Origin of the sequence: Sphingobium sp. CFD-2, from assembly GCF_024611135.1 — a bacterium.
In the GTDB taxonomy this organism is placed as follows: domain Bacteria; phylum Pseudomonadota; class Alphaproteobacteria; order Sphingomonadales; family Sphingomonadaceae; genus Sphingobium; species Sphingobium fuliginis.
Map to the genome: position 1 here is coordinate 1,058,706 of NZ_CP084406.1, position 21,366 is coordinate 1,080,071.

At 65.8% G+C, this 21,366-nt stretch carries 12 protein-coding genes; 8 read left to right on the top strand and 4 right to left on the bottom strand.

Translation table 11 applies throughout. From position 1 onward, the window contains the following. Window positions 1-9 precede the first annotated feature (9 nt). Together LDB29_RS24990 and LDB29_RS24995 are read right to left on the bottom strand one after the other, a co-directional pair. The gene (locus tag LDB29_RS24990; protein ID WP_257557424.1) at window positions 10-1,359 is read right to left on the bottom strand and encodes a cation:proton antiporter; all 1,350 of its coding nucleotides are present in this window, start codon (window positions 1,357-1,359) and stop codon (window positions 10-12) included. A gap of 299 nt (window positions 1,360-1,658) precedes the next feature. Continuing rightward, window positions 1,659-4,556 (bottom strand): TonB-dependent siderophore receptor, encoded by a 2,898-nt coding sequence (locus tag LDB29_RS24995; RefSeq protein ID WP_257557425.1) that lies wholly within the window; start codon window positions 4,554-4,556, stop codon window positions 1,659-1,661. A 339-nt stretch (window positions 4,557-4,895) separates the two neighbouring features. On the opposite strand from LDB29_RS24995, the gene LDB29_RS25000 reads away from it, so the two are divergent. After that, window positions 4,896-6,140 (top strand): MFS transporter, encoded by a 1,245-nt coding sequence (locus tag LDB29_RS25000; RefSeq protein WP_257557426.1) that lies wholly within the window; start codon window positions 4,896-4,898, stop codon window positions 6,138-6,140. After that, window positions 6,137-7,768, top strand: coding sequence for a glycoside hydrolase family 43 protein (locus LDB29_RS25005; protein WP_257557428.1), 1,632 nt, complete (start codon window positions 6,137-6,139; stop codon window positions 7,766-7,768). The genes LDB29_RS25000 and LDB29_RS25005 overlap by 4 nt, the downstream gene beginning before the upstream one ends. Here LDB29_RS25005 and LDB29_RS25010 read toward each other — a convergent pair. After that, the gene (locus LDB29_RS25010; protein ID WP_061935914.1) at window positions 7,732-8,775 is read right to left on the bottom strand and encodes a LacI family DNA-binding transcriptional regulator; all 1,044 of its coding nucleotides are present in this window, start codon (window positions 8,773-8,775) and stop codon (window positions 7,732-7,734) included. The two genes, LDB29_RS25005 and LDB29_RS25010, sit on opposite strands and share 37 nt — an antisense overlap. Before the next feature lie 250 nt (window positions 8,776-9,025). Between LDB29_RS25010 and LDB29_RS25015 the strand changes: the two genes are divergently transcribed. From LDB29_RS25015 to LDB29_RS25040, 6 genes are all read left to right on the top strand, one after another. Further along, a complete protein-coding gene (locus tag LDB29_RS25015) occupies window positions 9,026-10,690 on the top strand; it encodes a carboxylesterase/lipase family protein (RefSeq protein ID WP_099186489.1) in 1,665 nt (554 codons plus the stop codon). Window positions 10,691-10,712: 22 nt separating this feature from the next. After that, on the top strand, window positions 10,713-11,705 hold the full coding sequence (locus LDB29_RS25020; protein ID WP_065846427.1) for a glycoside hydrolase family 43 protein: 993 nt from the start codon (window positions 10,713-10,715) through the stop codon (window positions 11,703-11,705). 147 nt (window positions 11,706-11,852) lie between these two features. Further along, window positions 11,853-13,472 (top strand): glycoside hydrolase family 43 protein, encoded by a 1,620-nt coding sequence (locus LDB29_RS25025; protein WP_065846436.1) that lies wholly within the window; start codon window positions 11,853-11,855, stop codon window positions 13,470-13,472. Between the two features lie 11 nt (window positions 13,473-13,483). Then, window positions 13,484-15,043 carry a glycoside hydrolase 43 family protein gene (locus LDB29_RS25030; protein WP_137709108.1) on the top strand — a complete coding sequence of 520 codons (1,560 nt, stop codon included), beginning with the start codon at window positions 13,484-13,486 and terminating at the stop codon, window positions 15,041-15,043. Further along, window positions 15,040-17,373: a glycoside hydrolase N-terminal domain-containing protein gene (locus LDB29_RS25035; protein WP_137708889.1), complete on the top strand. Its 2,334-nt coding sequence runs from the start codon at window positions 15,040-15,042 to the stop codon at window positions 17,371-17,373. The genes LDB29_RS25030 and LDB29_RS25035 overlap by 4 nt, the downstream gene beginning before the upstream one ends. After that, window positions 17,370-19,277: an NPCBM/NEW2 domain-containing protein gene (locus LDB29_RS25040; RefSeq protein ID WP_257557434.1), complete on the top strand. Its 1,908-nt coding sequence runs from the start codon at window positions 17,370-17,372 to the stop codon at window positions 19,275-19,277. The genes LDB29_RS25035 and LDB29_RS25040 overlap by 4 nt, the downstream gene beginning before the upstream one ends. A gap of 15 nt (window positions 19,278-19,292) precedes the next feature. On the opposite strand, the gene LDB29_RS25045 is transcribed toward LDB29_RS25040, so the two are convergent. Further along, window positions 19,293-21,254: a sialate O-acetylesterase gene (locus tag LDB29_RS25045; RefSeq protein WP_137708887.1), complete on the bottom strand. Its 1,962-nt coding sequence runs from the start codon at window positions 21,252-21,254 to the stop codon at window positions 19,293-19,295. Window positions 21,255-21,366 lie beyond the last annotated feature (112 nt).

The window sequence follows — 21,366 nt, forward strand, 5'->3', positions numbered from 1 at the left end:
ACAGGGAGATCAGGCCGCGGCCCCCAGCCGACCCAATTCCCCCTCCGCCCGCGCGCGCCTTCCATAGACTATCTCGAACAGCGGCCCCGCCATCATGGTGGTGACGATCGCCATCAGCACCAGCATCGAGAACAGGGCGGGTTCGATAATGCCCTTCTGAATGCCGATATTGATGATGATGAGTTCCATCAGTCCGCGCGAGTTCATCAGCGCGCCGATTCCCAGCGCGGTTCGATTATCCTCGCCCGACAGGCGCGCCGCCGCATAGCAGGCGCCGAACTTGGCAAGGATGGAGGCGACCAATATGCCGAGCGCAATGAGCAGGAAGGAAAGCGAATTCACCATGTCGAGGCGCGTGTTCAACCCGGAATAGGTGAAGAACATCGGCAGCAAGATGACGACGGCCAGCGGTTCGACCTTCTTCCTCAGTTCCTCCGCGAACAAACCGCGCGGCATGAATACGCCCAGGATGAAGCCGCCGAATATGCCGTGAATGCCGATCGCGTCCATGATGAAGGCGGACAGGCAGAACAGCGCCAGCGTGATCGCCAGCACGGTCATGCTCATTTCGCCCTGCGCCTCTACCGCGCGCCCCAGCGGCGCAAGCAGGCGCCGACCGAACAGCAGCAGGAAACCGACATAGAGGAAGGCGCCGACGATCGCCAGAACGGCGACGCCGCTGCCGCCGCCGAACAGGGCGAGCACCACGGCCAGCACGCACCAGGATGCGGCGTCGTCGAACGCCCCGGCCGTCAGCGAAAGGGTTCCGAGCGGGCTGTCGGCAAGGCCGCGTTCGTTGATGATCCGCGCCAGCATCGGAAAGGCGGTCAGGGCAATGCAAGCGCCCATGAAGAGCGTCGCGCTGCCCTGACCTATGCCCTCCGCGAAAAGGCCGGGAACGGTGACAAGCCAGGGCGTGATCAGGATCGCGATGACGAAAGGCGCGAACAGCCCCGCGCCCGACACCATCGCCGCGTTCCGGGCCTTCGACTGGAAATGATCCAGGCGCAGCGTCAGGCCGACGAGGAACATGTAAAGCGCCACGCCGAACTGCGCGCCGGCGTAAAGCACATTGTTGGTTTCCCTGGGAAAGATCATCGCCTGCAGGTCGGGCGCGACGACGCCGAACAGCGAGGGCCCCAGGATCACGCCGGCGATCATTTCCCCTACCACCTGGGGCTGCGCCAGGAATTTGCGGCAGAACCAGCCCACACCCCGGCAGGCGAGGACGATGAGCGCGAGTTGCAGGAAGAAATGGATGCTGTAGTCGCCGGGAGCGAAACTCAGCAGCTTCGCGCTGACCGGCGGCCCGTGGGGCGCCAATATGTTCGTCAGCGCCGGAAAAATATCCCCTGCCATCCCACCCTCTCGCCTCTTATCTTGGGAGCGCTACCACATAATCCCGGTGGAAGGAAGGGATTGCGCGCTTGACGGCCCGGCGCAAGCGGCCCGATGCCGCGGGAAAAGAGGGAGGAGAGGCATGGGGCAAGGCGGGGGAAGGGGAAAACCGCCGCTGCCCTGGCCCAGGCAAAGCTCTGGACGCAAACCTCTCCCCAGTTCATCGCCATGCTGCCGGTGTCGCTTCGACCCCGACAGCATGGTCTTCATTCAGACGGTCATGAGCGGAAGACCGGTTCCCCGATTTCCCGCACCATGTCCTAGAAACGGAAACGAACGCCTGCCCGATACATGCGCCCGACGACATCGTAGAGCGCAGGATTGACGAAGAATGGCGACTTGGCCGGATCGCGATCGAACAGGTTGTCGACCTTGAAATAGGCGGTCACCTGCGGCGTGACATTATAGGTGCCGCCAATGTCCATGTAGAGGGCGCCGGGCATGAAATTCTGGTCGATGGTCGGATGATTGTTGGTGGACGCAGGGCAGGTGCCCGGCTGGCAAACCACATATTGGTGGCCCAGCACGCCGTCGCTGAACCAGCGCTCCTGGATCATGAACGAGAATTTCTCATTCTCGTAGCTCTGGATCGCCAGGAACTTCCAGTCGGGCGTGTTGCCGGTATTGACGCCCGCGCTGTCGACCGGGATCGTGCCGATCAGGCCGGAGTCCGTCACGAACTTGCTGACATGCGTCGCAAGGCCGCGCAGGGTCAGGGTGCCCGGCAGGCCCAGAGGCTGCCGCCACTGGTAGCTCGCCTCTATGTCGAACCCGCTGGTATCGATCGACGCCAGGTTGAACGCCTGCACATTGATGAAGTTCGGCCCCTGCTGGTTGTTCAGGTTGAACGCGCTGCAGGTTTCGGGACGGACATTCTGGAAGCAAAGGTTGACGATGTCGCCCGCGCCCAGGCTGGAGATGACGTCCTTGATCTTGATCTTGTAATAATCGAACGAAACGCTGAGGCCCGGCAGCCAGGACGCGCCAGAAAAGGCGATGCCCGCCGTCGTGTTGCGCGCCGTTTCCGGACGCAGGTTCGGGTTGCCGATGCTGTTCTGGATCGCGAGCACATTGACGCCCCGGAACGGGTCGAAGAAATTGGGCAATGTCGTGGTGACCGGCGCGGCGAACAGTTCCGACAGGTTGGGCGCGCGGACGTCCTTGGACGTTACGCCGCGCAGGCGGAATCCTTCGATCGGGAGGTTCCATGTGCCGCCGACCTTCCATGCCCAGATGGTGCCGGACGTGCTGTAGTCGGTCACGCGCACCGCGCCGTTGATGTTGGCGCGACCGAGCGCGTCGCTGTTGAGGACCGGCAGATCGGCCTCGAAAAAGGCTTCCTTCACGCCATAGGCGCCGCCGCCGCTCTTGTAATTGCCGGCGTACCAGTTGTTGCCGCCGGGCAGCAGCGTGGGATCGAACGGATAATCGGGTTCGCTCGGCTGGAAATTGGTGCCGACGCCATAGGGATCGGCCTTCACGCGATAGAATTCGTGGCGATATTCGCCGCCGAAGGCGATCGACAGCGGTCCGGCCCACAGTTCCACCGGCGAACCGGAGATGTTGATGCTGATCACGTCCTGCGTCTGGCGGGTCCGCTGGCGGGGTCCGTTCTCCGGCATGATATAGGCGAGCGCAGCCGCCGACGGGTTGCCGCCGAAGATGTTGAGCGGCTGGCATCCGTTCGCCCGCGCCGCGGCGCTGGCGCACACCACCGCGCCGTTCAGCGTGGTTGCGTTGATCGCGTCGTTGAAGCGGTTGGTGAGCAGGATGTTCGACACATCGATGTCGGTATAGTTCGTGCCGCGCTCATAATAATTGTCGTACGACCATTCGGTGCCCAGGAAGTCGAACTGACCCTTGGCGCCGATCACCGCGCGATACTGGCGGCGGTCGGTGTTGACCTGCGTGTTGCCCAGCGCGGCGTTGCTGGTGCCATAGCCGAAGCTGGTGATGCCCGCCGTCGCGCAGGCCGCCTTGATCGACGCCGGCACGAACGGATTGGCGCACTGGATCGTCAGGCCCGGCTTGTTCATGCCGCCCACCGGCTGGTTCTGCGTCTTCACCTGGCCGAAGTTGAAGGTGAAGTAGAGTTCGTCATTATCGGCAAAGTCGAAGCCGAGGCGTGCATAAGTGTTGATGCGTTCGATGGACGACTGGAGCGAACGGCCCGCATCGACATTGCCCGACAGGTCTCCGCCAAGGCAGAAGCCGGGGAAGCAGCCGCGCACATTGGTCGTGCCGTCACGCGCGGGGACGCCGTTCGATCCATAGTTGAACTGGAACGGGTTGCCGTTCTGGTCGAACGCCGTGCCCTGCAGCGGGCCGGAGGTGATGAGGCCATATTTGGTGTAGTTATAGGCCTGCGCATAATCGCGCAGCACATAGCGCGGCGATCCGTCATTGATGACGCCACGGTCGATCAGGCTGGTCTGTTTGAACCAGTCGCGGCCGCCGGCCAGGCCGATGCCCCAGTCGCCACCGCCCACGCCGTCTTCATTGGCATATTCGCCGCTGACGACCAGATGCGCGCGATCGTCCAGGAAGCTGGTGCCGGCCGCAAGCTGGACGAGCACCTGTTCATTGTCGTCATATTTGCTGATGCCGCCCTGGATATTGCCCTTCAGCCCCTTGAAGCGGGTGTCGGTGATGAAGTTGACGACGCCGCCCACGGCGTCCGATCCGTAGGAGGCCGACGCACCGCCATTCACCACGTCGACGCGCTGGATCAGCAATTGCGGGAACAGGCTGACGTCGGGAACGCCGGTCACGTTCGCGCCGACAACCCGCTGGCCATCGATCAGCGTCAGGGTACGGATCGCGCCCACGCCGCGCAGCGAGAAGGAACTGAGGCCCTGCTGGCCGCTTGAGGTGCTGAAGGTGTTGACCGTGGTGCCGCTTGAGCCCTGAAGCGACGGCAACTGGGCAATGGTGGTGAAGATGTTGGGCTGCGCATTGGCCTGGATCGACGTTTCATCGATCACGGTCGTGGGCGTCGGCGCAGTATAGCCGCTGGCCTTGATGCGCGATCCGGTGACCACGATGTCCGAAGTGCTGGCGCGCTCTTCGCCATTCTGGGGCGCCGAAGCCTGGCTCGCCGCCTGTGCGAAAGCGGGCGCATGGACAAGGCCGATGCCGAGCGCGGCCATGCTTGCCATGGCGCAACCCGCGCGCATCAAACGGCGTTGAAACTGGAAATCCGACATCCTGCTCTCCCCAATAAAATGATGCTTTGCATCTGAATGCGGGGCTGTCGCCCCGGCCGCGCGCCTTCACCGTCAAACGATAACAAGGAATCGACTGATTTTTAGTTAGCGCTAACAATGCCTATTGATTGGAGGAGGATTATTGTCAATACTCATACAAGATTATCGGGAGGGGATGTTGCTTTCGAACCACAAATGCCGCCGCCATGCCAAGTCCGTGGAGGACGGCGGCCCGGCTCCCATCGCCCGAAAACCCAGGCGATTTCGCGGCTCGCGCTGGGGCAGGCCGCCATGTTGACGCTGGTCGGCAAGTTCCGCTGGACGATCATCGGCCTGTTTGTGGGCGCGATGGTCATCAATTATCTGTCGCGTTCCGTGCTGGGCGTTGCCGCGCCCGTGATCCTTGCCGAACAGAAGATCAGCAACGTCGAATATGGCTGGATAACCGGCGCCTTCCAACTGGGCGTGATGCTCCAGCCGGCGGCCGGCTATTTCCTCGACAGCGTAGGGCTGCGCATTGGCTTCGCCATATGCGTCGCGGTCTGGTCGCTGGTCACCATGGCGCATGGCCTTGTGAATGGCTGGTTCGGATTCGCCGCGCTGCGCGGGCTGCTCGGCCTGGCGGAAGGATCGGCCCAGCCCGCCGGCCAGAAGCTGGTGGCGGAATGGTTCCCCTCCAGGGAACGCGGCATCGCGGGCGGCATCTACAATATCGGCGCTTCCTTCGGCGCGGTCTTCGCCCCGCCGCTCGTCGCCTGGGCCGTCATGGTGCATAGCTGGCGGCTGGCCTTCGTCGTGGCGGGGGGCATAGGCCTCATCTGGTCGGTCCTCTGGTTCCTCCATTACAACAGCCCGATGCGGCACCGGCGGCTGAGTCAAGCGGAGCGCGACTATATCCTGAACAACCAGGAACAGCGCCTGGCCGCTCGCGCCGAAAAACCCGCTGTGCTCGCCCTTGCGCGGCGGCGCGACCTTTGGGGCATAGCGCTTCCCCGCCTGCTGGCCGATCCGGTCTGGGGCATGCTGTCCTTCTGGATGCCGCTCTACCTCGCGCGCGTGCGCGGCTTCGATCTTGGGCAAATCGCGCTGTTCGCCTGGCTGCCCTTCCTGGCCGCCGACCTTGGATGCCTGTTCGGCCCGGCCGTCGTCGCCTTCCTCCAGCGCAGGGGGATCGACCTTGTCGATGCGCGGCGCTGGGCCTTCACGCTTGGCGCCCTGTTGATGACCGGCATGGCCTTTGTCGGCTTTGCCACCAATCCCTATGCGGCGATCGCCCTGCTCTGCCTCGGCGGCTTCGCCCATCAGACCCTGTCGGTGACGGTCATCACCCTGGCGTCCGACCTGTTCGCCAGGAATGAGGTGGCGACCGCCGCCGGCATGGCGGGCCTGGCCGGGAATCTGGGGGTGCTGGTCTTTTCCCTTTCCCTTGGGCAGATGGTCGACCAGGTCGGCTATGAGCCCTTTTTCATCCTGCTCGGCGTGCTCGACCTGGTCGGCGCCGTCATTTTGTGGACGCTGGTGCGCAAGCCTCGATGACAAACATTTCCAACCCCATTTTGCGGGGCTTCAATCCTGATCCGTCGATCGTGCGCGTGGGCGACGATTTCTACATCGCGACATCCACCTTCGAATGGTATCCGGGCGTGCAGATCCACCACAGCCGCGACCTGGTGAACTGGCGGCTCGTCGCCCGCCCGCTCGACCGCGCGGGGCAGCTCGACATGCGCGGCGATCCCGACGGCTGCGGCGTATGGGCCCCGGACCTCAGCCATGCGGACGGCCGCTTCTGGCTGGTCTTCACGGACGTCAAGCGTTACGGCGCCACCACCGTCCAGGGGGCGAAGGGCATGTCGTTGCGCGACTTCCCCAATTATGTCGTCACCTGCGAAACGGTCGACGGCATATGGTCGGACGCGGTGCACCTCAACAGCAGCGGTTTCGACCCGGCGCTATTCCATGACGATGACGGGCGCAGCTGGATGCTCAACATGCTGTGGGACCACCGGCCCGGCCATGGCCGGTTCGCCGGCATACAAGCGCAGGAACTGGACCGCGCGACGCTGAAGCTGGTCGGCGAACCGACGCTGATCTTCAGGGGCACGGAGCGCGGCTTTACCGAAGGGCCGCATCTCTACAAGCATGGCGGCTTCTATCATCTGCTGGTCGCCGAAGGGGGCACGGGCTGGGATCATGCCGTCGTCATGGCGCGCGCGCCCGACCTGCTCGGCCCCTATGAAGTGCATCCGGATGGAGCCATATTGACCAGCGCGGGCCGCAAGGACCTGCCCATCGCCCGCGCCGGCCACGGCGATCTGGTGGAACTGGCGGATGGCAGCACCTGGCTGGCCTATCTGTGCGGCCGTCCGCTGCCGGGGCGCGAACGCTGCATCATGGGCCGCGAAACCGCGATACAACCGATGCTGTGGGGCGAGGATGGCTGGCTGCGCACCGTCAACGGGGACGCGCGGCCCGACGGGACGCCGCCTGCGCCGGACCTGCCGCCCGCCCCTTGGGACATCGAACGCTGGGACGGCCGCTTCGACCTTCCCCAACTGCCGCGGGACCTGCAATGGCTGCGCAGCCCCGCCCCGGAACGGCTGTTCAGCCTGACGGCCCGGCCCGGCTTCCTGCGTCTTTACGGGCGTGAAACGGTCGGCAGCCTGTTCGAGCAGGCGCTGGTGGCGCGGCGGCAGACCGCCTTCCGCTTCACCGCGACGACCTCGCTCTCCTTCGAGCCCCGCAGCTTCCAGCAGGCGGCGGGCCTCATCTATTATTATAACAGCACCAAATTCTATTATCTATGCGTCAGCGCCGAGGAAGGCCGGCGGCAGCTCCAGATCCTCTCCGCTTCGCCCGAAAATCCGGAGGGCAACAGATTCGACATCGTCGCCGACCGGCTGCCCGACGGCGCGATCGATCTGCGCGCCGCCGTGGATGGCGACCGGCTGCGCTTCGCCTGGCGAGCCGATGGGGAAGACTGGCACATCCTTCCGGATGTCCACGACGCCAGCATCCTGTCGGACGAAGTCACCCACCCCGGCCTGCCCAACTTCACCGGCGCCTTCATCGGCATGGCCTGCCAGGACCTGTCGGGCCAGGCCCATCCGGCGGATTTCGCCAGCTTCGTCTATGTGGAGGAAGAGTTCGGCGCTCCGGTGGACTGACGCTGCACGATCCGATGCTCCAGAATCCTCTCGCGGGGAACGCGGGAACGGCGGGCGCCCGCCGCGATCTGAGCCACCAGCAGGTTAAGGGCCTCCGCCGCCAGATCCCGCACCGGCTGGTGCACGGTCGTCAGCGGCGGCCACAGCGTCTGGGCGGCTGTGGTATCGTCAAACCCCACGACGGTCAGTTCCGCCGGAACGTCCAGATGGCGCCGGTGCGCCACGGACACGACGGCCGCCGCCATGTCGTCATTGCTCGCGAAGATCGCCGTGGGCGGACTGGCCGCGCCCAGCAACTGCTCGGCAGCGGCGAGGCCGGACATATAGGTGAAATCGCCCTGCGCGACCTGCACCTCCACCCCGCCCCGTTCCCGGACAGCGGCGTAGAAGCCAGCCATGCGTTCGGCGCTTGCCGCCTGATCGGGATTGCCAAGGATGAACCCCAGTCGGCGATGCCCCATGTCCAGCAGCAACCCGGTCATCTGATAGGCCGCGGCCCGATCGTCGATGCGCACGCAAATCGTATCGGGGGACTGATATGCGCCCACCGCCGCCATGACGCAGCCCCTGGCCCGCAGGACGCGAAGCACATCCGGCGCTTCGCCCAGCGGCGGAGCGAGCAGCACGCCGCTGATCCCCGATTCGATCCAGTCTTCCAGCGCGGCGGCGGACGGAGCGCGCCCCCCTTCCCCCTTCAGCAGCACGAGCCGCGCGCTGCAGGCGGACGCTTCCTCGAACACCCCTGTCAGAAATTCGCTCATGAACGCGGCGCTGGGATTGGAATAGATCACGCCGATGCGCAGTTCGCTGGACGTCACCAGGCTGCGGGCCGCGACGTTCGGCGTGTAAGCCAACGCCTTGATCGCCTCCTCCACCACCGCGCGCGCCTGTGCGCTCACGCCCGCGCGCCCATTGATGACGCGCGACACCGTCATGGACGACACGCCCGCCCGCGCCGCCACATCGACGATCGTCGCCCCGCGCGCCGGACGCTCCGGTTTCGCCATGCCCACCCCATGTCTTCGACAAACCCAAAACGGTGATCTAAGCCAAGGATCGCCTGCGGCAAAGGGGCAAAGAGGACATGGATCGGCGGAGATGCCGGAGCCCGGCGAGAGGCGTTCGCCGGGTCATCCCCCGGCGGGCGACGGCGCATAAAATATTTGTGTGAGTTATTGACCAGCCCTCTGGATCGTATAGGATTTTAGCGCCGGTCGATCCTGGACGCCGGCATCATAATCGACAAGGGGATGCTGGATGACCGAGCGGGCCATGCTTTTCGATCGACGTCAGGCGCTGTTGGCGTCGTCCCTGGGCAGTGCGGCGGCGCTGCTGGGTGGCGAAGCAGCGGCCGCTCCGCGCTCGACCGCCATTTCGGGCGGTGCGGGAACCTGCACCACGCCGCGCAACGCCATTGCGAGGACGCGCTATGGCCCGGTGCGCGGCTATGTCGCCGGGGACGTCTTCACCTTCAAGGGCATACCCTATGGCGACGATACGGGGGGAGAGAACCGCTGGCTTCCCGCCAGGCCCCCCAAGCCCTGGGCCGATCCCTATCCCGCGCTCGCCTATGGGGCGAACTGCCCGCAGACGCTGCACAGTTTTCGCGCGAAGGAACACACCTTCCTCCAGCAATGGACCGACGGCTTCCTTGGCGAGGACATGCTGAAGCTCAACATATGGACGCCCTCGCTATCGGGCAATCGCCCTGTCATGGTCTATTTCCACGGCGGCGGCTTCGCCTTCGGCTCCTCCTACGAACTCGCCTCTCACGACGGCGCGCAGATGGCGCGGCATCATGACGTGGTGCAGGTGTCGATCAACCACCGCCTCAACGTGCTGGGCTTTCTGGACCTGACCGAGGTGGGCGGCGCGCCCTATGAGGAATCGGTCAATGTCAGCATGACCGACTGCATCGCGGCGCTACGCTGGGTGCAGGAAAATATCGCGGCCTTCGGCGGCAATCCGGACCGGATCATGATCTATGGCCAGTCGGGCGGCGCATCCAAGGTGACGACGCTGATGGGCATGCCGTCGGGCAAGGGTCTCATCCATCGCGCGGCGGCGCAATCGGGCGGCGGCGGCAATATTCCGACGCTGGAGCAATCGCGCGATTTCTCGCGCCGGGTCGTCAAGGAACTGGGTATCGGCGCGCGGGACATCGGCGCGCTGCAAAGGATGGACTGGGCGACGCTTTTCGCCGCGGGCAACAAGGTGGCCGAGCAGGTCAACGGCCCGCGCGGGGTGGGCGGCCCCTCCACCACTCCGCGCGTGGGCTGGAATCCGACAATGGACGGCCGGGTCATCACGGTGCGGTCCTTCTTCGACGTGGCGCCCGATGTTTCCCGCGACGTGCCGATGCTGATCGGCAACACCAGCGAAGAGGGAATGCGGTTCGGCCAGAATCCCGGCGAGGCGGAATGGCGCGCCGACCTCAGCCAACGCTATGGCGCACGGAAGGCGGACGCGCTTATCGCCCAGATGAAGCGGGACCACCCCGAAAAGGCGATCCGCACCCTCTCCTACGGCGTGGACTCCCTGGGCTACCGCAATCGCATCCAGACCATGGTTGGCCTGCGCGACAAGCAGCCGGGCGCCGCGCCGATGTACCAATATCTCTTCCAGTGGCAGTCGCCCCAGCTGGACGGAGTCGCTGGCGCATGGCACACCGCCGACCTCGCCTTCGTGTTCGACAATACAGCGCTGTGCGATCAGGGCACCGGCAATACGCCCGAAGCGCGGAAGCTGGCCCGCACCATGGCGACGGCCTGGGCCAATTTCGCCCGCACCGGCAATCCCAGCCAGCCGGGCCTGAACTGGACGCCGACCGACGCGACGCGGTGCGCGACCATGGTCTTCGACAATCAATGCCGCATGGTCGACGATCCGCAGGGCGCGGCGCGCCGCATTATCCTGAGCTGAACATCAAAAGGACTGTCCATCCATGCGCCGGTCGCTGCTTCCCTTCCTCACCCTTGCCGCCATTGCCGCGCCTGCCCTGTCGCAAGACGCGGCGCCGGGGTCCAATCCCATCATCCGCGACAAGTTCACCGCCGATCCCGCGCCGATGGTCGATGGCGACCGCCTCTACCTCTATGTCGGCCATGACGAGGCGCAGCGGGACGAGATGTTCAACATGAAGGAATGGCTGGTCTATTCCACCACGGACATGCGGCACTGGACCGATCATGGCCCGATCATGAAGGTGTCCGACTTCAAATGGGCGAAGAAGGATGCATGGGCGTCGCAGACCATCCGAAAGAACGGCCGCTACTGGTTCTACGCCGCGGTCGAGCATGACAACACGCATCCGGGCAAGGCGATCGCCGTCGCCGTTTCGGACAGGCCGACCGGCCCGTTCGTCGATGCGAAGGGCTCGGCGCTGATCACCAACCAGATGACGCCAAAGGGCACCCATAGTTGGGAAGACATCGATCCCACAGTCTTCACGGACGACGATGGCACGAGCTGGATCGCCTGGGGCAATCGTCAGGCCTATATCGCGAAGTTGAAGTCCAACATGATCGAGCTGGACGGACCCATCAGGGAGATCACTCCGCCCCTTTTCGAGGAAGGCCCCTGGCTGCACAAGCGCGGCAGATTCTATTATCTGACCTACGCCTCCCTCGACAGGGCGACGCATCGGGACGAGCGCATATCCTATGCGACCGCAACGTCCCTCGACGGCCCCTGGACCTATCGCGGCGAACTCACCGGCTCTGGCAAGTACAGCTTCACCATCCATCCGGGCATCGCCGAATTTAAGGGCAACTGGTATATTTTCCTGCACAACGCCACGCTTGCGATCGGCGATCTGAACGGCGCTATCGGCCGGCGGGCCGTCACCGTCGAGCGGCTGGAATATAATCCTGACGGCACCCTGAAACCGGTGGTGCAGACCGAGGCCGGAGTAACGGCGCGCCCTGCGCGGAACTGAGCATCCCGCTCGACACATATGATTGGTAGCGCTATCACTAAGCGAGCCGCACGGGATGGTCGGCACTTCCAGGAGAGATTGATCGTGACGCACCGGACCTTAGGCCTTTTACCCCTTCCTTCTGCGCTGCTGTCCTTTTCCCTGCTCATGCTGGGCGCCGCCACCGCCGAGGCGGCGCCCGCCCGGTTCGATCGCTTTGCCTATGAAGGAAAGTCGATCGAGAAGATCGCGGTCAAGCCGGGTGAATATCGCAATCCGATCCTGACCGGCTATTATCCCGATCCATCGGTCATGCGCGTGGGGGACGACTATTATCTCGTCAACTCCTCCTTCGCCCATTATCCGGGCCTGCCGATCTTCAGGTCGAAAGACCTCGTCAACTGGACGCAGATCGGCAATGCGATCGACCGGCCGGAACAGCTCGACTTCAACGGCCGCCGCATTTCGCAGGCCGTATTCGCGCCGGCCATCAGCTGGCACGAGGGCACTTTCTACATCGTCAACACCTGCGTCGAATGCAGGGGCAATTTCATCATCACGGCGAAAGACCCTGCCGGCCCCTGGTCAAACCCCATATGGCTGCCGTTCGAAGGGATCGACCCCTCCATCTACTGGGAGGGGGACAAGGCCTATATCGTCAACAACCGCGCGCCCAACGAACCGCCCCGCTATGACGGGCACCGCGCCATCTGGATTCAGGAATATGACTGGCGCGCCGGCAAGATGGTCGGGGAAAGCACGCAACTCATCAACGGCGGCGTCGACATCAGCAAAAAGCCGGTCTGGATCGAAGGGCCGCATATCTTCAGGAAGGACGGCTATTATTATCTGACCGCGGCCGAAGGCGGCACCAGCGTCAACCATTCGCAGGTCGTGTTCCGTTCGAAGGATCTGCGCGGCCCCTACACGCCCTATGAGGGGAACCCGATCCTCACCCAGCGCGATCTTGACCCCGCGCGGTCGAACTTCATCGGATCGGCCGGTCACGCCCAACTGGTGGAGACGCAGAGGGGCGACTGGTGGGCGACCTTCCTGGCCGTGCGTCCCTATGATGGCGACGACCATTACAATATCGGCCGCGAAACCTTCCTGCTGCCGGTAACATGGAAGGACGGCTGGCCGATCATCCTGCCGCGCGGTCAGGCGATCCCCCATGCGGCGAAGCGCCCCGACCTTCCGCCGCAGCCCAGGCCGGCGATCCCGACGAGCGGCGACTTTTCCTATGTCGAGGATTTCAACGGCACGCGCCTGCCCATGCAGTGGATCGGCATTCGCACCCCGCACAAGCCCTTCTACCGGATCAGGGACGGCGCGCTGGAACTGGAGAGCGGGGCGGCCATCGGGGACCTGAACGGCGTCCCTGCCTTCATCGGGCGGCGGCAGCAGCATGCCAATGCCACCTTCTCCACCACGCTGCGCTACACGCCGGTCAAGGACGGCGACCGCGCCGGGCTGGCCGCCGTGCAGAGCGACCGCAGCAACCTCTTCTTCGGCCTGACCCGCATCGCCGGCCAGCCCGTCGTCGCGCTCTACACCCGCGATGCGGCGGACGCCGACACGCTGGTCGCCTATGCCCCCGTCGCCACGAACGGACCCGTGACCCTGACCATGCGCGTGACCGGCGGGACGGTGGCGTTCGACTATGGCGCCGGCGGCAAGACCCGGACGCTGAAGCAGGGGGTGGACGCCACGCTGCTCAGCACCCGGAAGGCCGGGGGCTTCGTGGGCACGGTCGTCGGCCCCTATCACTACACACCCGCCCCATGAGGAAGCGCGCCATGCTCCGCCCGGTCGCCGTCGCGCTGACCGCCAGCCTCTCCCTTGCCGCGCCCGCGCAGGTCTGGCGCGCCGATCAGGGCGACGGCACATATCGCAATCCCGTCCTCTTCGCCGACTATCCCGATCCCGACATCATCCGCGTTGGCGAGGATTTCTATTTCGTCTCCACGACCTTCGCAAACTCCCCCGGCGTCACCATCCTTCACTCGAAGGATCTGGTGAACTGGCGGATCGTCAGCCATGTGGTTGACCGGCTCGATGGCGACCCGCGCTATGACCTGAAGGACGGCGGCGACTATCGCCATGGTTTCTATGCCGCCAGCCTGCGCCGCCACAATGGCATGTTCTATCTGGCGGTCACGCCGGTCGGTCACAGGACGCGCATCTATCGATCGTCGACGATCGAAGGTCCGTGGACGTATCGGGAGATCGACCGGGAAGCCTTCGACCCCGCGCTGTTCATCGATGCCGACGGAACGGCCTATCTCGGCACCTCGATCGGCAGCGACGGCACGGTGACGCTGTTGACGCTCAACAAGGATTTGAGCGCCGTCACCGCCGCGAAGGTCACCTATTACAATAAGGGCGCAGAAGGATCGAAGATCATCCGCCACAATGGCTGGTACTATCTGTTCAATGCCATTCCCGGCAAGCTGGCGATGACCGTCTCCCGCTCGCGCAGCCTGTGGGGACCGTGGGAAACCAAACCATCGATCGACGACAGGACCGGCGGTCATCAGGGCGCGATCGTGGATATGCCCGACGGGAGATGGTACGGCTTCGTCATGGTGGATGCCGGCGCGATCGGGCGCATGACCAACATCAGCCCGATCTTCTGGAAGGACGACTGGCCCTGGTGGGGCACGCCCGACAGGCCCGATCACGTTCCCGAACGATCGCCCAAGCCGATCAAGGGCCATGCCTTTGCCGAACCGCCCGCCTCGGACGATTTCTCCGCATCGAAGCTCGGGCTGCAATGGCAGTGGAATCATAATCCTGACGACAGCAAATGGTCGCTGACGCAGCGCCCCGGCTTCCTCCGCCTCCACGCCACGCAGGCCGACGGCATCTGGACCGCGCGCAACACGCTGACGCAGAAGGCGCAGGGGCCAAGGATGCGCGCCGTGACGAAGCTCGACACGACGGGCATCAGGCCGGGCGACATTTGCGGCCTTGGCAGCTTCGGCAAATATAGCGCCCAACTCTCGGTCGTCGGCGGCGCAGGGGGTGCGAAGGCGCTGCGCATGATGCTGACCGAAAGCACCATGGACGGGCCGAAGACAGAGGTGCGCGTCCCGTCCCTGTCCATCGCCGGCCGCACGCTCTGGCTGCGCACCGACATGGATTTCGACGCGAAGCTGGGCCGTGTCGCCTACAGCCTCGACAACCGGAAATGGGCGGAGGTGGGCGGCAGCTTCCCGCTCGCCTTCGACTGGCGCACCGGCACCTTCCAGGGGCAGCAGATCGCGCTTTCCTGCTACAATCCCGCGCCGGCCGGCGGCTATCTCGATGTCGACAGCTTCACCCTCATGCCGCTTCCGCAGGGCGTGCGTCCATGAGCCTCAGCCGCCGTGAAACCATGATGGCGATGGCCGCGGGCACCGCCGCGCTCGCCGCCGCCCGGCCGGCAGACGCCGCACCTGGAGCGCAGCATCCGCTGACGCTCTGGTATCGGCAGCCCGCCGCGACGTGGACGGAAGCGCTCCCGATCGGGAACGGACGCCTTGGCGCGATGGTGTTCGGCGGGGTGGCGCGGGAAAGGCTGCAACTCAACGAAGGCACGCTCTGGGCCGGCCAGCCCTATGATCCGGTCAATCCGGAGGCGAAGGCGAACCTGCCCCAGGTGCGCGAACTCATTTTCGCGGGCAGGATCGCGGAGGCCGAAGCGCTGGCCAACAAGACGCTGATGGCAAAGCCGCTGGCGCAAATGCCCTATCAGACGCTGGGCGACCTGATCCTCGATTTTCCGGACGTCGGGCAGGCGGCCGCCTATCACCGCGAACTCGATCTGGACAGCGCGATGGCAACCACCCGCTTCACCGCCGGCGGCGCCGCCCATGTCCGTCAGGTGGTCGCCTCCCCCGCCGACAATCTGATTGCCGTCCGCCTCTCCTCGACCGGCAGGCTCGACATCGATATTTCCCTCCGCTCCTCCCAGAGCGGCGTTCAGGTCGCTGCGGACGGCGCCGCCGGCCTGCTGCTCACCGGCCGCAACGGCGCGTCCAAGGGGATGGAGGGCAAGCTCCGCTTCGCCGCCCGCCTGACCGCCCGCGTGGAGGACGGCAGCGCCACCCACGGCGCAGACGGCCGCCTCAGCATCCGGGGCGCGAAGTCGGTCACTCTGTTCCTCGCCATGGCGACCAGCTTCAGGCGGTTCGACGATGTCGGCGGCGATCCCGTCGCCGGCACCGCCGCGACGCTTGGCCGTGCGCAAGACCGCCCCTTCGCGACCATCGCCGCGGATGCCGCCGCCGCGCACCGGCGGCTGTTCCGCCGCGTCAGCCTGGACCTTGGCACGTCGCCGGCCGCCCAGCTTCCGACCGACCAGCGCATCGCCGCATCGCAGACCAGCGACGATCCCGCGCTCGCCGCGCTCTATTTCCACTATGCCCGCTACCTGCTGATCTGTTCGTCGCGCCCCGGCGGTCAGCCCGCAAACCTGCAGGGGCTCTGGAACGACAGCCTCAATCCTCCCTGGGGCTCCAAATATACGATCAACATCAATACCGAGATGAATTACTGGCCAGCCGAGCCGGTCGCGCTCGGCGAATGTGTCGAGCCGCTGGTGGAGATGGTGCGCGAACTCGCCGTCACGGGCGCGCGCACCGCCCGGACCATGTATGGCGCGCGCGGCTGGGTGGCGCATCACAATACGGACCTCTGGCGCGCCACCGCGCCGATCGACGGTGCGCAGTTCGGCCTGTGGCCGACCGGCGGGGCGTGGCTCTGCGTCCATTTGTGGGATCATTATGACTATGGCCGCGATCGCGCCTATCTTGCGTCCATCTACCCGTTGCTGACGGGCGCGGCGCGCTTCTTCCTCGACACGCTCCAGCGCGATCCGGCGACCGGCTTCCTCGTCACCAATCCGTCGATGAGCCCCGAAAACCCGCACGGCCACGGCGGCACCGTCTGCGCCGGGCCGACGATGGACATGGCGATCCTGCGCGACCTCTTCTCCCGGACGATGGAGGCCGCGAAGATCCTCGGCCAGGACGCCGCCCTTGTCAGCGAAATGCAGGCCGCGCACGACGGGCTCGCCCCCTACAGGATCGGGCGGCGGGGCCAGCTCCAGGAGTGGCAGCAGGATTGGGACGCCGACGCGCCCGAACAGAATCACCGCCACGTCTCTCATCTTTACGGCCTGCACCCCTCGCGCCAGATCACGCCGGACGGCACCCCCGCGCTCGCCGCCGCCGCGCGCCGCACGCTGGAAATCCGCGGCGACCGCGCGACCGGCTGGGCGACCGCCTGGCGCATCAACCTCTGGGCGCGCCTGCGCGAGGGCGATCATGCGCATGAGATATTGCGCTTCCTGCTGGGGTCGGAGCGCACCTATCCCAATATGTTCGACGCCCACCCGCCATTCCAGATCGATGGCAATTTCGGCGGCGCGGCTGGGATCGTCGAAATGCTGATGGACAGCCATGGCGACGTCATCGACCTGCTGCCCGCGCTGCCCGCGGCCTGGCCCACCGGCGGCGTCACCGGCCTGCGGGCGCGGGGCCGCTGCGGCATCGATCTCCACTGGCGCGATGGGCGGCTGGACCGGGCCATCATGCGCCCCGAACTCAGCGGGCGCCGCACCATCCGCCTCGGGACGAAGAGCCGCCCCCTCACCTTCAAGGCCGGCCTGCCGGTCACATTGACGCTCAAGGATTTTGCATGACCCTGCGCCATTTCCTCCTGCCGACCGTGGCGCTGTGCGCCGGCACCGCGCTTTCCGCGCAGTCGCCGGTGCAGACCGCTGACCCGCTCGCCCCCACCGGCCGCTGGTCCGCCTATCGGGCGGGCAGCGCGCAAGTGCCGCCCATGGGTTGGAACAGCTGGAACGCCTTCTTCACCCATGTGGACGAGGAAAAGCTGATGGGCTCGGCTGAACGTATCCGCGACACCGGCCTCGCGCAGAAGGGCTATCGTTACATCAACATCGACGATGGCTGGTGGATCAGGCGCCGGGTGAGCGACGGCAAGCTGATGATCCGCACCGACAAATTCCCCTCCGCGCGGGTCAAGGGTGATCCCAGCTTCCGCCCGCTAACCGACAGGCTGCACGCCATGGGGTTCAAGGCCGGCATCTATTCCGACCTCGGCCGCAATATCTGCTCGCAAGCCTATGCCGATGGCAGCGAGCAGCTTCCCGAGGGCAGCGTCGCAGAACGCGAAGTCGGCCTTTACGGCCATACCGACCAGGATATCCGCCTCTTCTTCGCCGACTGGGGCTTCGACGCGATCAAGGTCGACGGCTGCGGCATCCGCGCCTACGCCGCCGACGCCGAGCGGGTGAAGAGTGGGCAATATCGCGCCTTGGCGCCGCTGATCGACCAGCACAGCATCAGCCGATCGAACATCCCGGCGGTCAAGGCGCTGTTCGCCGACATCAACCAGTCGCTTGCCCGATATAATGCCGATGGCGACTATATGCTCTCGCTCTGCATCTGGGGCAGCGCCAATGTCCGGAGCTGGGGCAAGGATGTCGGTAACATCTCGCGCACCAGCGACGACATTTCGCCGGATTGGGGACGAATGCTCACCAATTACGACAGCGCCGCCCGCCGTGCCCTATACGCGCATCCGGGAAGCTGGAACGATCCCGACATGCTCTTCATCGGCAAGGGTGATTTCGATGCGAACCACCTGATCGAGGCGAAGTCGCATTTCTCCCTATGGGCGATGATGAACGCGCCGCTGCTGATCGGCGCGGACCTGCGCGTCACGCCGCAGCCGCTGATCGACATTTTCGGCAATGCCGACATCATCGCGCTCAACCAGGACCCGGCCGGCAATCAGGCGGTCATGGCTTTCGACGCGGACGGCTTCCAGATTCTCGTCAAGACGCTGGCCAACGGGGACAAGGCGGTCGCCCTCTTCAATCGCGGCCTTGCGCCGGTGGACGCGATCCTGACCGCCGATCACCTGAAGTTCCGCGCCGACCACCCGATCGCGCTCGCCAATCTCTGGACGGGGGAGAAGAGCAGCTTCACGCATGACATGAAGCTGCGCGTCGCTCCCCGCGAAACGGTCGTGTTCCGCGCAAGGGGCGACCGGACGCTGGCCGGCGGCCTCTACCTGTCCGAACAGCCCGGCATGGTGAATCCGGCGGCGGACGGCGTGGTGCAGCCCGAACCCGATCCCACCATCTATCGCTCGATCCCCAACTGGCGCGGCACGCGCGGGATCGGGGAGCGGCCGATGTATGCCGGCTGGGGCGGCGCGATGGCGGACTTCACCCCCTATAACCAGCCGCTCGTCATCGCGGGCAGAACCTATGGCTCGGGCATAGGCATTTTGGCCAACAGCCGGCTTGAAGTGCGCAACGCCGGCTTCGCCCGCTTTGCGGCGCAGGTCGGCGTGGACGACAGCGCGCTCGACGGGGATCAGGCGGTGCGCTTCTTCCTCTATGGCGACGGCAAGCCGCTCGCCAGCACGCCGCCGATGCGCCGGGGCGCGCCGGCCCAGGCGATCGCCGCGGATGTGAAGGGGATCAAGCTGCTGGAACTGGTCGCCCGCGCTGACGGCGCGAAGGGCAATGCCGTTCCGGTGAGCTGGGGGGACGCAGCGTTGCTGCGCTGATCCCCCCTCCACCCGTTACCGCGTGATCGGCAGCTCGAACGATCCGACCGGCAGCGGCGCTTCGTCATAGAGGTTGACGACCGGCGATTCCGCCCAGGCATAGCGCACGCGCGTCGCCGGCAGGCCGTCGCCCGCCAGCACGATGCGCGTGCCTTCCACCCGGCCGGGTACGAAACGGCAGCTTCCGGCCGCTGCTCCGCACAGTTCGAAGCCGATGGCCTGACTCGCGCTGCGCATATGCAGCCCGCCGGTCAGCCCGGTGAACTCGACCGCCGCGCCGCCGTCCGTCGTCGCCACCGCCCGCGCCGCTTGCGGGCCGGTGCGCGACACCGGATCGCCATAGGCGACGGCGCGCATCGCCCGTGCCAAGCGGCGGCCGACCTCCTGCTTTTCGCCCGGATGGATGTCGAACGGGTCGCCCAGGTCGATGGCCGTGGCGAGGCCGCCATGCGCATCCCGCGCCATCGCCTGATATTGCACCTGGCGCATCGCCGCCCAGCCGCTTTCCCCCGGCTGCGTCACCGGCGCGCCGTAAGCGGCAAGCTGGACCGCGACGAAAGCGAGGTCGGGCGAACCGAACTGCCGCCGCCAATCCTCCATCATCGCCTTCATGCGGTCGGCATAGCCGGGCAGGTCGACGTCCGATTCGCCCTGATACCAGGCGACGCCTTTCAACCCTATCGACCCCAGCGGCGCGATCATGCCGTTGTAGAGCGTGCCCGAACCGGTCGTGTCGCCCCACGGCACGCGCGGCGCGCCCGCCGGCGACCTGGCCGGCACCGCATAGCGCCAGCCGTCGCCCAGCGGCAGGTCCCCGCCCTGCCCCTGCCCAAGCCCCAGTTTCATGACGTCCGCCGGGCCGGACAAGCCGCCATTGGCATAGTTGTCCTGCACATTGACGATCAGCACATTGCGTCCCGGCTTCAGCACGCCGGGGGGCAGGTCGAACATGCTCGGCTGCCAGCTTCGGGCGCTCATCGCCACCGGCTTGCCATTGATCCACACCCGGCCGACATCGTCCAGCAGTCCGAGGGAGAGGGTGGCCGCCTGCTTCGCCTGCGCCGCCGTCAGTTCGATCTCCCTGCGGAACCAGACCATGCCATTATAGTCGGCCAGCGCGGGAACGCCCCATTGTTCCCAAGGGCCTATGCTGGGCACGTCCTGCCATGCGATGCTGCTGTCCGGCTGCCAGGGTTCCTTGCCGGCGGCATCCCCGGTTTCCTTGCGCCACCATTTTTCCCATTCGGCGCTGGCCGCCCGCTCCGCCGCAAAGGGATCGCGCCCATGCAGCGATACGAGCGCCGATTGCGCCGCCTGTCCGACCGCCGCCTGCGCCCGCGCGCCCATCCACGGGCTGATCCGCGATCCGCCCCAACTGCTGGCGATGGCGCCGATCGGCACGCCGGCCGTCTTCCGCAATTCCCGCGCCATATAATAGCAGGCGGCTGAGAAATCGGCCACGCTGTCCGGTCCGGCCGGGCGCCAGGACGGCGCCTGCCGGAAGTCGCGCAACGGATCGTCCGCCACAGCGCGCGGCACCAGCATCAGGCGCAATCGGTCATCGGCCGAAGCGCGGATCTGGCCCACCGCATCCTGCGCATTGCGGACCTCCAGCTCCATGTTCGACTGGCCCGAACAGAGGAAGACGTCGCCCACCGCCACATCCTGCGCGACCGCGCTGCCCGACGGAGCGCGGGCCTCCAGCGTCACCGGTCCTGCGGTGGCGAGCGGGCCGAACTGCGCCGCGAAACGGCCTTCGCCGTCGGCGCGGACCTGCCGGACCTCACCCGCCAGCGTGACCGAGACGGCTTCGCCGGGATCGGCCCTGCCCGTCACCGTCACCGGATGATCGCGCTGGATGACGGCATGATCGCCGAACATGGGGTCGAAGCGCGGCGCGGCCAACGCCGGAGCCGCGCTCAGCGCGACCAGACTGACGGTCGAACCCAAGTGCCAGATGATGTTGCGGGAAAACATAGGCCGTTCGCTCCTCCCTGTCCTGTCGGCCCTGTCCCGGGCCGTCACGCGCAGGGATAATCCATTTTCCTCCGGCGGCAACCGGATTTGTTATCGCTACCACCGAAAGGCG

Coding starts and splice junctions, on each gene's coding strand:
- LDB29_RS25020 (WP_065846427.1), top strand. CDS start 10,713: ATGCGCCGGTCGCTGCTTCCCTTCCTCACCCTTGCCGCCATTGCCGCG.
- LDB29_RS25000 (WP_257557426.1), top strand. CDS start 4,896: ATGTTGACGCTGGTCGGCAAGTTCCGCTGGACGATCATCGGCCTGTTT.
- LDB29_RS25025 (WP_065846436.1), top strand. CDS start 11,853: ATGCTGGGCGCCGCCACCGCCGAGGCGGCGCCCGCCCGGTTCGATCGC.
- LDB29_RS25045 (WP_137708887.1), bottom strand. CDS start 21,254: ATGTTTTCCCGCAACATCATCTGGCACTTGGGTTCGACCGTCAGTCTG.
- LDB29_RS25030 (WP_137709108.1), top strand. CDS start 13,484: ATGCTCCGCCCGGTCGCCGTCGCGCTGACCGCCAGCCTCTCCCTTGCC.
- LDB29_RS25040 (WP_257557434.1), top strand. CDS start 17,370: ATGACCCTGCGCCATTTCCTCCTGCCGACCGTGGCGCTGTGCGCCGGC.
- LDB29_RS25010 (WP_061935914.1), bottom strand. CDS start 8,775: ATGGCGAAACCGGAGCGTCCGGCGCGCGGGGCGACGATCGTCGATGTG.
- LDB29_RS25035 (WP_137708889.1), top strand. CDS start 15,040: ATGAGCCTCAGCCGCCGTGAAACCATGATGGCGATGGCCGCGGGCACC.
- LDB29_RS24990 (WP_257557424.1), bottom strand. CDS start 1,359: ATGGCAGGGGATATTTTTCCGGCGCTGACGAACATATTGGCGCCCCAC.
- LDB29_RS24995 (WP_257557425.1), bottom strand. CDS start 4,556: ATGGCAAGCATGGCCGCGCTCGGCATCGGCCTTGTCCATGCGCCCGCT.
- LDB29_RS25015 (WP_099186489.1), top strand. CDS start 9,026: ATGACCGAGCGGGCCATGCTTTTCGATCGACGTCAGGCGCTGTTGGCG.
- LDB29_RS25005 (WP_257557428.1), top strand. CDS start 6,137: ATGACAAACATTTCCAACCCCATTTTGCGGGGCTTCAATCCTGATCCG.